This window comes from Staphylococcus microti (assembly GCF_000934465.1).
Classification (GTDB): Bacteria; Bacillota; Bacilli; order Staphylococcales; family Staphylococcaceae; genus Staphylococcus; species Staphylococcus microti.
This window is the reverse complement of record NZ_JXWY01000009.1, coordinates 14,266-26,987: the sequence shown is the minus strand read 5'-3', so window position 1 is coordinate 26,987 and position 12,722 is coordinate 14,266. Positions and strand designations below refer to the sequence as shown.

13 protein-coding genes are annotated in these 12,722 nt (G+C 38.2%); 11 read left to right on the top strand and 2 right to left on the bottom strand.

The features are described from left to right. Positions 1-290: 290 nt before the first annotated feature. A complete protein-coding gene (gene ypdA / locus TP70_RS01685; RefSeq protein ID WP_044358958.1) occupies positions 291-1,277 on the top strand; it encodes a bacillithiol disulfide reductase YpdA in 987 nt (328 codons plus the stop codon). 234 nt (positions 1,278-1,511) lie between these two features. Here ypdA and TP70_RS01680 read toward each other — a convergent pair whose 3' ends face one another. Beyond that, complete coding sequence (locus TP70_RS01680) at positions 1,512-1,757, bottom strand: type II toxin-antitoxin system Phd/YefM family antitoxin (protein ID WP_044358880.1); 246 nt, start codon at positions 1,755-1,757, stop codon at positions 1,512-1,514. Between the two features lie 57 nt (positions 1,758-1,814). Then, positions 1,815-2,777 carry an asparaginase gene (locus TP70_RS01675; protein WP_044358879.1) on the bottom strand — a complete coding sequence of 321 codons (963 nt, stop codon included), beginning with the start codon at positions 2,775-2,777 and terminating at the stop codon, positions 1,815-1,817. Between the two features lie 77 nt (positions 2,778-2,854). Here TP70_RS01675 and cmk point away from each other — a divergent pair, with 77 nt between their 5' ends. From cmk to aroC, 10 genes are all read left to right on the top strand, one after another. Then, positions 2,855-3,523: a (d)CMP kinase gene (gene cmk, locus TP70_RS01670; RefSeq protein ID WP_044358877.1), complete on the top strand. Its 669-nt coding sequence runs from the start codon at positions 2,855-2,857 to the stop codon at positions 3,521-3,523. A gap of 82 nt (positions 3,524-3,605) precedes the next feature. Beyond that, positions 3,606-4,787, top strand: a complete 1,182-nt coding sequence (gene rpsA / locus TP70_RS01665; RefSeq protein WP_044358876.1) for a 30S ribosomal protein S1 — start codon at positions 3,606-3,608, stop codon at positions 4,785-4,787. Positions 4,788-5,070: 283 nt separating this feature from the next. Further along, complete coding sequence (gene der, locus TP70_RS01660) at positions 5,071-6,381, top strand: ribosome biogenesis GTPase Der (protein WP_044358874.1); 1,311 nt, start codon at positions 5,071-5,073, stop codon at positions 6,379-6,381. Positions 6,382-6,403: 22 nt separating this feature from the next. Further along, entirely contained in the window at positions 6,404-7,402 is a 999-nt protein-coding gene (locus tag TP70_RS01655) for an NAD(P)H-dependent glycerol-3-phosphate dehydrogenase (RefSeq protein ID WP_044358872.1), read from the top strand. A gap of 177 nt (positions 7,403-7,579) precedes the next feature. Next, a complete protein-coding gene (locus TP70_RS01650; protein ID WP_044358871.1) occupies positions 7,580-7,852 on the top strand; it encodes an HU family DNA-binding protein in 273 nt (90 codons plus the stop codon). A gap of 568 nt (positions 7,853-8,420) precedes the next feature. Further along, on the top strand, positions 8,421-8,987 hold the full coding sequence (locus tag TP70_RS01645) for a heptaprenyl diphosphate synthase component 1 (protein WP_044358870.1): 567 nt from the start codon (positions 8,421-8,423) through the stop codon (positions 8,985-8,987). Positions 8,988-9,000: 13 nt separating this feature from the next. Continuing rightward, positions 9,001-9,717, top strand: a complete 717-nt coding sequence (locus TP70_RS01640) for a demethylmenaquinone methyltransferase (protein ID WP_044358869.1) — start codon at positions 9,001-9,003, stop codon at positions 9,715-9,717. A 12-nt stretch (positions 9,718-9,729) separates the two neighbouring features. After that, the gene (locus TP70_RS01635; RefSeq protein ID WP_044358868.1) at positions 9,730-10,686 is read left to right on the top strand and encodes a polyprenyl synthetase family protein; all 957 of its coding nucleotides are present in this window, start codon (positions 9,730-9,732) and stop codon (positions 10,684-10,686) included. Positions 10,687-10,756: 70 nt separating this feature from the next. After that, positions 10,757-11,206 carry a nucleoside-diphosphate kinase gene (gene ndk / locus TP70_RS01630; protein WP_044358867.1) on the top strand — a complete coding sequence of 150 codons (450 nt, stop codon included), beginning with the start codon at positions 10,757-10,759 and terminating at the stop codon, positions 11,204-11,206. Between the two features lie 335 nt (positions 11,207-11,541). Next, entirely contained in the window at positions 11,542-12,708 is a 1,167-nt protein-coding gene (aroC, locus tag TP70_RS01625) for a chorismate synthase (protein WP_044358866.1), read from the top strand. Positions 12,709-12,722 lie beyond the last annotated feature (14 nt).

Here is a 12,722-nt window from a genome sequence, read left to right as displayed (position 1 = left end):
ATATTAACGTGGAACGATGATTATGTCGTTCCACTTTTTTTGGCTCATTTATCCGCTTCTTAACCGTATAATGTCAAAACTTATTCATTTAGTTTGATAACAAAAATTGCTATAATATTCGAGGATTAGTAAGATAATGAAGAATGTATATACCATGCTAGTATGTGAATAGGAGGCAAGACTGACATAAAATAGCATGAGGTTCGGACACAATTATTTAAGACGCTTTATAGCGGTTGACGAGATCATACGTTATTTATGTCCAATCTCTTTTGATGTCAGAAATCAAGATGAAAACGATTGAAAGTATTATTATTGGTGGCGGTCCTTGTGGTTTAAGTGCCGCAATTGAGCAACAAAAAAAGGGCATCGACACATTAATTATTGAAAAAGGGAATGTCGTAGAAGCACTTTACCATTATCCAACACATCAAACTTTCTTCTCATCTAGTGACAAGTTAAGTATTGGGGACGTTCCATTTATCGTTGAAGAATTAAAACCACGACGCAACCAAGCACTTGTATATTATCGTGAAGTTGTAAAACATCACAAATTAAAAGTGAATACATTTGAAGAAGTGTTAACTGTTCGCAAGATGCACGATCACTTTACCATCACAACAACGAAAGACGTGTATCAATGCCGCTTTTTAACAATTGCAACTGGTTATTATGGCCAACCAAATACACTTGAAGTAGACGGAGCAAACTTGCCGAAAGTGATGCATTATTTCAAAGAAGCACACCCATATTTCAATCAAAACGTTGTGATTATCGGTGGCAAAAACTCAGCAGTTGACGCAGCGATAGAGTTAGAAAAAGCGAATGCTAACGTTACAGTCATTTACCGTGGCTCAGACTATTCACCATCTGTGAAACCTTGGATTTTACCAAACTTTGACTCACTTGTTCGACGTGGTAATATCGATATGCACTTTGACAGCCATGTGACGCAAATTACTGAGGATAGCGTCACTTTTGAAACAAATGGTGTATCTAAAACAATCGACAATGATTTCGTTTTCGCGATGATTGGGTACCACCCAGATTATGACTTTTTATCATCAGTCGGTATCGACATTAACACAAACAGCTATGGAACAGCACCGGTTTACAATAAAGACACGTACGAAACAAATGTCGAAAACTGCTATATTGCAGGGGTTATTGCTGCCGGAAACGATGCAAATACAATTTTTATTGAAAATGGTAAATACCACGGTGTCGCAATCGCTCAAGACATTTTAACAAAGAAGCAAGCACCGTTAGAATCGTAGGAAGTAATGACGCCTAGCACTTTGTATTTAACGTCAGGAATGATGACTTTAAGATCCAACCTTAAAAACACAAAAGTTACGCATTATGATTTTTTGAAATAAAAACGTCTATCATAAATCGAACGAGCGGACTGTAGAATTTATTGCCCTCGTTCGATTTTCTTTATGAAAAAAAGAGCAGAACAGAAGCTCATTTTAAAAAGCTTTATTGTCCCGCTCTTTCATGCACAGATTTTAAAATTTTGTAACTCTATTCATTTTTCCACTTTCAGCTTCCGCAATAGACTGTGCAACGTGCTGAGCATTCACAGATGACTGTTGCAAATAAAATGTCTCCATAATACCACGATATTCTTTTTCACTCATTAACACCGCATTGTGTTCATTCGTTGTAATCTTAACAGTCTCTCCATCATGATTAACATAATCGATCAGAAATCTTAAATTTTTGACTGCATTTGAATCACTTACTATCATCATCAGCAAAACCTCATTTCATATAAAACTAATTCATAAACAGCTCGTCGCTATTGATGTTTAATCATTAAAATAATCACGAATCATTTGATGATTGTAACCATTGCTTAATGCGACTAACAGTTTCAAGCGTGCTTTTTGACCGTTTAAACCGTTTGAAAAAATAACACCTTTATTTTGTAGTTGGTGACCGCCGCCTGTATAGGCATACACGGCGCTTACAATACCGTTAAAAGAACGTGACACTAATACAATAGGCATCTCAGCAGCAAGACATTTATCTAAACCAGCAATGGCTGTAGGGGGTAAATTGCCTTGACCTAACGCTTCAATGACAAGCCCGTCAACGTGCTGTTCCGCATAGAAGTCTAACACTTCGCTGCCCATATCCATATGTGCTTTAATTAACGGTACATTCAATGTCGTATCAATAGCTGGCAATGTTTTTTTGTCGTATGGGCGATGATGAAAGTAGACGCCAGCTTTTGTGATCACACCGAGCGGCCCGTGGTTTGGACTTTGGAATGTATTCGTATTCGATGTATGGGTTTTTGTCACATTGCGTGCGGTATGTATTTCATCATTAAAAACGACCATTACGCCTTTATGATTTGAGTCATCTGCTGTTGCCACACGAATAGAAGCAATAAAATTATATAAACCATCCGATCCAATTTCATTAGATGAACGCATGGCACCTGTAATCACAACTGGTTTTGTGACATTCAATGTCAAATCTAATAAAAAAGCTGTTTCTTCTAGTGTATCTGTGCCGTGTGTAATGACAAAACCGTCAAATTCATCGACATGAGATTCAATAAGCTGTTTAATTTCTTTAACATGACGCATTGTTATATGTGGAGAAGGGACAGTGAAAGGCATCACTTCTTTAATATCTGCATATGTTTGAATCAGTTCTTGATGATTCGCTATCGGGTTGTCACCGTTTGTATTAACTGTATTTGATTCATCTTGAGACATGCTGATTGTGCCACCTGTGTGAATGACTAATAATCTTTTCATTATGATTTCCTCCTCGTAAATAGCTACCATATTATGATAAAATATTGTCATACAAACAACAACAAGGAAGGTTTACAATGACTGCTATTAATATTGCTATTGATGGACCCGCAGCAGCTGGCAAGAGTACGATTGCAAAGCGTGTTGCGACAACATTAAATATGATTTACGTCGATACTGGTGCGATGTATCGCGCGATTACGTACTATTATTTAACGAACCAAGAAACATTTAAAGATTTTGATACAATGATGACAAACGTTGATGTAAAGCTGATTTACGATTCAGAAAAAGGGCAACGTGTCATTTTAAATGATACGGACGTAACGGATTATCTTCGCAGTAATGAAGTGACGGAACATGTTTCATTCGTTGCTTCAAAAGACGCTGTGCGCAAATATTTAGTAGATGTACAACAGCAACTTGCTGAGAATAAAGGGATTGTAATGGACGGACGTGATATTGGTACGACTGTTATCCCAGATGCAGAAGTTAAAATCTACATGATTGCTTCTGTTGAGGAACGTGCAGAGCGTCGATTAAAAGATAATACGGATCGTGGTATTCCTTCGACACTTGAACAACTTAAAAAAGATATTGCTGAACGTGATGCTTACGATATGAATCGTGAAATTTCTCCACTCGTTAAGGCAGATGATGCGATTGAAATGGATACGACAGGTATGACGATTGAAGCGGTTACAGAACACATCATTCAATTGGCACAAAAAGCCCAATCAAAATAAGTTGAATATGTGGAAATTTCTTGACAATTTGCACAGTTTGTAAGATGTTATTATTATGTAGTAATACAAGGAGGCATTTATGATGACAGAAGAATTCAATGAATCAATGATTACAGACATTAAAGAAGGCGACAAGGTTACAGGTGAAGTACAACAAATCAATGACAAACATGTTGTTGTTCACGTAAATGGTGCGAAATACAACGGGATTATTCCGATTAGTCAACTTTCTACACATCATATAGAAGATGCAAATGAAGTTGTTAAAGTTGGCGATGAAATTGGTGCCTACGTTACAAAAATCGAAATCGATGAAGAGAACGAATCAGGTAGCTATATTTTATCTAAGCGCCGTTTAGAAGAAGAAAAATCGTATGAATTCTTACAAGAGAAACTTGATAACAATGAAACGATTGAAGCAACAGTTACTGAAGTTGTAAAAGGCGGATTAGTTGTAGATGTAGGTCAACGTGGTTTTATCCCTGCGTCACTTATTTCAACTGATTACATTGAAGATTTCTCTGATTATGAAGGGAAGGTACTTGAACTTAAAGTTGAAGAATTAGACCCTGCAAATAATCGTGTCATCCTAAGCCGTAAAGCCGTTGAAGCGGAAGAAAATGAAAAGAAAAAAGAAGCACTTTTACAGTCGATTAAAGAAGGCGATGTATTAGAAGGTAAAGTTGCACGTCTTGCGAACTTTGGTGCTTTCATTGACCTTGGCGGCGTTGACGGTTTAGTTCACGTATCTGAATTATCTCACGAACATGTGTCATCTCCAGAAGAAGTTGTATCTGTTGGAGATACTGTTAAAGTAAAAGTTCGTTCTGTTGAACCTGGTTCTGAACGTGTATCTTTATCTATTAAAGATACATTACCTAGCCCTTTTGAAACAATTCAATCAAAATTCAATGAAGGGGATGTTGTCGAAGGTAAAGTGATGCGTCTTGCAAGCTTTGGTGCTTTCGTAGAGATTGGTCCTGGTCTTCAAGGACTTGTACACATCTCTGAAATTAGCAATAAGCATATCGGTACGCCGAACGAAGTGCTTGAACCTGGTCAAACAGTAGATGTAAAAATTCTTAGCATCAACACTGCAGAAGAGCGTATTTCACTTTCTATTAAAGCTGCAGCACCTGCTGAAGAAACAAATGAAGCATCTCCTGAAACAACAGAGGAATATACATTGTCATCAGATGATGAAAGCAATAACCCAACATTAGGCGACATGTTTGCTGACAAATTTAAAAACCTGAACCTATAATATTTAATGTCTTAACGCAGACTGAAAAGTTACACTGTGTAGCTTTTCAGTCTGTTGTTTTGTGCCTATGTGCCTAACAGCATGCCTTCTTGTTTATGCACGGGCACATCATCATTTTTCTTATTAATTAGGAGCATGCTATAATAATACTAACTATTATTAATAGATGGACAGTGTATAAAGCTACACAAACTAGAGAATACAACAATTCTAAAAATACGATTTCTACATAACGAGCAATATGCTAGAATGAAAAAGATATTTGTAGAGAGGAAGAACATACATGACAAAACCAGTAGTGGCGATTGTAGGTCGTCCAAATGTCGGGAAGTCGACGATATTTAACCGTATCGTTGGAGAACGTGTCTCAATTGTTGAAGATACACCCGGTATTACGAGAGATAGAATATATGCGAGCGGTGATTGGCTGACGCATGACTTTAATATTATTGATACAGGGGGTATCGAAATCGGTGACGCCCCATTCCAAACGCAAATTCGTGCACAAGCTGAAATTGCGATTGAAGAAGCAGATGTCATTATTTTTATGACGAATGTCCGCGAAGGTGTTACACAAAGCGATGAAATGGTCGCTCAGATGCTTTATAAATCTAAAAAGCCGGTTGTCCTCGCTGTAAACAAAGTTGATAACCCTGAAATGCGTAATGATATTTACGACTTTTATACTTTAGGATTTGGTGAACCTTATCCATTATCAGGCTCGCACGGCTTAGGGTTAGGTGACTTGTTAGAAGCGGTTGCGAAACACTTCAAGCCTGAAGAAGAAGATCCGTATGACGACTCAGTGATTAGACTCTCATTAATTGGTCGACCTAACGTAGGGAAATCAAGCTTAGTGAACGCCATTTTAGGCGAAGAACGTGTTATCGTATCCAACATCGCTGGTACAACACGTGACGCCATTGACACTGAATATAGCTATGACGGTCAAGATTACGTTCTGATTGATACAGCAGGGATGCGTAAAAAAGGGAAAGTATACGAAACGACAGAAAAATACTCTGTGTTACGTGCTTTAAAAGCCATTGAACGTTCTAACGTTGTGCTTGTCGTACTCGATGCGGAAGAAGGCATCATCGAACAAGATAAACGTGTTGCGGGCTATGCGCATGAAGAAGGTAAAGCAATTGTGATTGTTGTCAATAAATGGGATACGTTGGAAAAAGATAGTAAAACAATGAAACGGTTTATGGATGATATTCGCAATAACTTCCAATTTTTAGATTATGCGCAAATTGCGTTTGTGTCAGCTAAAGAAGGCACACGTTTGCGTACGCTATTCCCACTTATTAACGAAGCAAGTGAAAATCATAAAAAACGTGTTCAAAGTTCGACATTGAACGAAGTCATCACCGATGCGATTTCTATGAACCCAACACCAACAGATAAAGGTCGACGACTCAATATTTTCTATACAACACAAGTGGCTATCGAACCACCAACGTTTGTTGTATTCGTCAATGACGTTGAACTAATGCACTTCTCTTACAAACGTTATTTAGAAAACCAAATTCGAAGTGCGTTTGGCTTTGAAGGCACACCTGTACACATCATCGCACGTAAACGAAATTAGACATAAACGGGGGAATATGGATATGACCAACATTACAGTATTTGGAACAGGTAGTTTTGGAACTGCTTTAGCAAATGTACTTGCTGACAATGGGCATAACACGTTAATGTGGGGCAAATCAGCTGAATCAGTAGAGGAAATCAATGCGTACCATACGAATCGTAGCTATTTAAAAGAAGCGACGATTAATGAAACTGTGCGTGCAACGACTGATATGCAAGAAGCTGTGAATCATGCCGATATTTATTTAATTGCGATTCCAACAAAAGCCATTCGTTCGGTTTTATCTCAAGTAGATGCATTATTGTCCACACCTAAGCAGTTTATCCACGTGGCGAAAGGGATTGAAAACGGTACTTTTAAGCGTGTATCAGAAATGATTGAAGATGTTATCTCACCTGCACATAACGGTGGTGTGGGCGTCTTATCAGGTCCGAGCCATGCAGAAGAAGTCGTCATTAAGCAACCGACAACTGTGTCTGCCGCATCAAGTAATCCAGCACTATGCCAAACGATCCAAGACCTATTTATGACGGATTATTTACGTGTGTATACGAATGACGATCTTATCGGCGTTGAAATCGGAGGTGCTACAAAAAATATTATCGCAATTGCCAGCGGTGTACTCGCTGGTATGGGCTATGGCGATAATGCGAAAGCAGCTCTTATCACACGTGGCTTAGCTGAAATCACACGTCTTGGTGTTAAATTAGGTGCTGATCCGATTACGTTCCAAGGATTAGGCGGTATCGGTGATCTGATTGTGACATGTACATCGACACACTCACGTAACTTTTCATTAGGTTATGCACTCGGTAGTGGAAAGACGTTACAAGAAATCCTTGATGATATGAATATGGTCGCTGAAGGTGTGTATACAACACAATCTGTCTACCATCTTGCCAAACAACTTGGTGTTGAAATGCCAATTACATCTGCACTTTATCACGTACTATTTGAAGATCAACCTGTCGAAGAAGCACTTAAAATTCTAATGGGCAGAACGAAAAAAGCAGAGTAATTTATTCCATTTGTTTAAATTTGGGATATTTCTATCGAAAAAAAGTACTAAAATGCGATGAAACCGCCGTTTTTCGCATATAAATCATTGCAGTTATACCTATTCTTGTGTTAAAGTCATACCATAATGATAAATGAGTTATCATTACATAAAACCTTTAAGGAGGCGAACTTGGACATGAACAAAACAGACTTAATCAACGCGGTTGCTGAACAAGCTGATTTAACTAAAAAAGATGCGAGCTTAGCAGTTGATGCCGTTTTCGAATCAATTCAAAACTCACTAGCTAAAGGTGAAAAAGTACAATTAATCGGTTTCGGTAACTTTGAAGTACGCGAACGTGCTGCTCGTAAAGGACGCAACCCACAAACAGGTAAAGAAATCGACATCCCTGCAAGCAAAGTACCAGCTTTCAAAGCAGGTAAAGCTTTAAAAGACGCAGTAAAATAATTCTTTTATCTACAAAAAAGCCCCTTGTATAAGCGGGCTTTTTTGTTTGGACAAATTTTGGGAGCGGGACAGAAAGCTCATTTTTGTTAAAAACTTTCGTAGTCCCGCCCCGGCAAGGGTGTATCGAGCTTGTGAGCAAAGCGTTTAGGATTCGAGCAGAACCCGAGCGATGAGCAAAATTGCTTTCTAATTTTGCCGAATTGCGAAGTTCTGCCGAGAATCCCGCTTTGCGAACACTGACAATAGAAGTTTTACAGTAGCTGATTGATATGTGCCTACACTTTTCAAGTTTGGCACATATCTAATCAGCCTTGTAGGGGCACTACAACGAAACTAAGGTTTCTGTAGTGCTCCCCAAGTTTGTTAAAACGCATTTTCACTTCAGACACCTACTGCCATTTACAACTATTTACTTTCTTATTTAAGGAATGTCCTCGCTATGTCTCAGTCCCGTCCACAATATCATTACTACTTTTCCTTATCAAAATAACGGTTTCGAATAATTCGGATTTAATTTTTATAGGGTTAGTGTTAATATAGAGAGTGACTAAATTGAGAGGTGGCAACTATGCAATCAACGTATCAATTACTTGAAGAACAAATTAACGAACGTCTTAAACATTTGCAACATCCAAATAACATACATATGAATCATGCGTTAAGCGATGTACTCGACGCTTTACATATTCCAGTACAAGCAAAGTTAGCTTGCCTCTCTATCGATACATCTTTAAAACATCTTGACCATGTCAGTTATGATGACTACGAGCGTGATGGTATTTTGATTGGAGATTTACTGAGCGCTCATTATTATACGTTGCTCGCTGATTTGAATGATTTAGAATTTCAGTTAAAAATGAGTCAGGCGATTGTTCGAATCAACGAACTTAAGTCTATGTTGCAACACCAAGGCAGTCGCATGCCACAAGCGCAAGTGATTGATAGCATTTATAACATTGAAACGTTACTGCTTCAACAAGTGTTGGCTATTTATTTACCTGACAAGCTAACGAAAGCACCTATACACGCATTAATTGCGGGCTTAGATATTTCAACTTTAGGCTATCTGACTGCGTTTGATACTGATACGAAGCATGTTTTAATTCAACAATTACAAGAAAAATATAAAATCTAATGAGGTTTAAATTATGACTAAAAATAAAGCGAATAAAGAGCAAGTCCATGAAGTTTTTCAAAATATCTCTGGGAAGTATGATCGTTTAAACAACATCATTAGTTTTGAACAACATAAAAGCTGGCGTAAAAAAGTAATGAAAGAAATGAATGTACAGCCTGGTTCAATTGCTTTAGACGTATGTTGTGGGACAGCAGATTGGACGATTGCATTGAGCCATGCGGTCGGACATGAAGGGGAAGTAACAGGGCTTGATTTTAGTGAAAATATGTTAAAAGTAGGCGAACAAAAAACGAGTGCGATGGAAAACATTCGTCTTGTACAAGGTGATGCAATGGCATTACCGTTCGATGATAATACGTTTGATTATGTTACGATTGGCTTTGGTCTTCGCAATATTCCGGACTACAAAGTGGCACTTGAAGAAATGTACCGTGTATTAAAACCAGGGGGCATGGCAGTGTGTCTTGAAACAAGTCAACCAACAATGCCTGTGTTCAAACAAGGTTATCAACTGTATTTCAAATTTGTAATGCCGTTGTTCGGTAAATTATTTGCAAAATCAAAACAAGAATACGAATGGCTACAACAATCTGCTTTTGACTTTCCTGATCGTGAAACACTTAAAAAGTTATTTGAAAGTGTGAATTTTGAGAATGTCAAAGTACGAAGCTTTACTGGTGGTGTTGCAGCGATGCACCTCGCTTATAAACCTAACTCGAATAATTAAAAGGTGAATGGCATGTCGAAAATTAATCTAAACCAAGAAATAAAGACAATTGAAAAAAGACTTCAACAGCTGATTAAAAGTGAAGACGCAACACTTGAAGCTGCATCTCATCATTTATTAAAGTCTGGTGGTAAACGTGTACGACCACTCTTTGTTATTTTAAGTAGTTATATAGGCCCTAATCAGGCAAATGAAGCTGCGTATCGTGTTGCGACAGCTTTGGAACTAATTCATATGGCAACTTTAGTACATGATGATGTGATTGATTATAGTGATAAACGTCGTGGAAAGTTAACGATTGAAAAAAAATGGGATAAACCTACAGCTATTTTAACCGGGAACTTTCTATTAGCGCGTGCTTTGGAATATTTATCTTATATTAAAAACCCTGAAGTACATGCTACTTTATCGCATGCCATTACTGAAGTTTGTCGAGGTGAACTGTTTCAATTTCAAGATCAGTTTAGAGCTGATCAATCCATGACGAACTATTTAAGACGCATTAATCGTAAAACTGCTTTATTGATTCAACTGTCTACAGAAGTGGGCGCAATGACTTCTGGCGCTGATGCCCAAACCGTACGCACAATGCGTCAAATCGGTCATTATATCGGTATGAGCTTCCAAATTATTGATGATATTTTAGATTTTACAAGTACACCTGAAAAACTTGGTAAGCCTGTAGGTAGCGACTTACGCAACGGGCATTTAACATTACCTGTTTTGTTAGAAATGCGTCAAGATCCTAATTTTAAAGCTAAAATTGCGTCATTACATCCGGGTGCTTCCGATGCTTTATTTACAGAATGTATCGAGCAAGTCAGACAATCTGATGTGATTGCACAGTCTAAAGAAATTAGTACACGATACTTGAATAAAGCACTGCAAGAACTAGATCAATTGCCAAATGATGCGCTCAAACCTTTATTTAAAAAGCTCATCGACAAATTACAACACCGCATGCGTTAATCTCACTATTGAAAGCGCTTTACATAAATGGTAGTATAAGCTTGTATGCTTAAAACTAAGGGGGATAATTATGGAAAGAACTTTTGTAATGATTAAACCAGATGCGGTACAACGTAAATTGATTGGAGAAATTGTTCAACGTCTTGAGCGTAAAGGTCTAAAGTTAGTCGGTGCTAAATTAATGACCGTACCACAACCTTTAGCAGAGACGCACTATGGCGAACATAAAGAAAGACCGTTTTATAATGATCTAATCGCTTTTATCACGTCTGCACCTGTGTTTGCGATGGTTGTAGAAGGGGAAGATGCAGTGAATGTATCTCGTCATTTAATTGGCGCTACAAATCCATCTGATGCTTCAGTTGGCACAATCCGTGGTGATTTAGGCCTAACTGTAGGACGCAATGTCGTACACGGTTCTGACTCAGTAGAATCTGCAAAACGCGAAATTGCTTTATGGTTTGATGAAGCAGAGCTTAGTAACTATGCTTTACCTGAAGATGTTTGGGTTTACGAATAAAACAATATCATACACTTTATATACAGGATGGTCACTTTTGTCGTGGCCGTCCTTTTTCGTTAAGTAGGTACGCGCATTCTTGCAAAACGCTTTCGCATTCTCGCTACCTATTGTCATTTACAGATATTTACTCATTTAAGTTCGTTTTCCCTATGAGTAGTCAGCTATTCCAACCAAATACTTTAATCATTAAAAGCGATAAACTTTTTTGAAGTTTTCTGTTAATTAAACATGAAATTTATGCTATGATGTATGTCATATCTATTAAATGAACAAAACAAACAATTCGTATCATAGACTGATTGATATATTTGAAGTTAAGGAGTGTTGAACATATGAGATTTTTAACAGCGGGCGAATCACATGGGCCACAACTAACAGTGATTGTTGAAGGGTTACCTGCAAATATGCAAGTAGATATCAACAAACTAAATGAAGAAATGTACAAACGACAAGGTGGCTATGGACGTGGACGCCGTATGCAAATAGAAAAAGATAGCGTTGAGATTGTTTCTGGTGTGCGCCACGGTTATACACTCGGCAGTCCAATTACGATTGTTATAAAAAATGACGACTTTACACATTGGCGTAATATTATGGGCGTGGAACCAATTAGTGAAGAAGCACAATCTGAAATGAAACGCGTGATTACAAAGCCAAGACCGGGACATGCAGATCTTGTTGGTGGTTTAAAATATCAACATCGTGATTTACGTAACGTACTTGAGCGTTCTTCAGCACGTGAAACGGCAGCACGTGTCGCTGTTGGTGCATTGTGTAAACAGCTTTTACAACAGCTTGATATTGATGTTTACAGTCGTGTTGTCGAAATTGGTGGCGTTAAGGATCGCGCACATTATGATATAGAAGAAATTATTCAAAATGTTGATAAAAATGATGTGCGTGTTGTTGACGAATCAATCGCACAACAAATGCGTGATAAAATCGACGAAGCCAAGCAAGAGGGCGATTCAATCGGTGGCGTTGTACAAGTCATTGTGAATCACATGCCTGTCGGTATTGGCAGTTACGTGCATTACGATCGCAAATTAGATGGCCGTATCGCACAAAGTGTCGTTGGTATTAATGCATTTAAAGGCGTTTCATTTGGCGAAGGTTTTACAGCAGGCGAAAAACTCGGCAGTGAAATTCAAGACCCGATTTTATACGATGAAACAACAGGTTATTATAGAGCGTCAAACCATCTCGGCGGTTTTGAAGGTGGTATGTCAAACGGTATGCCGTTAATTATTAATGGTGTCATGAAGCCAATCCCAACACTTTACCGTCCGCTTGCTTCTGTTGACATCAATACAAAAGAGCCTTTTAAAGCAACCATTGAACGCTCGGATAGCTGTGCCGTACCGGCGGCAAGTATAGTGTGTGAACATGCTGTATCATTTGAAGTCGCACGCGCATTATTAGAAGAGTTTGAATCGAATGATATGACGATGCTTCAACAACAAGTCGAGGCACGCCGTGAAATGAACATTAACTTTTAGTAGGGGGCTTTCAT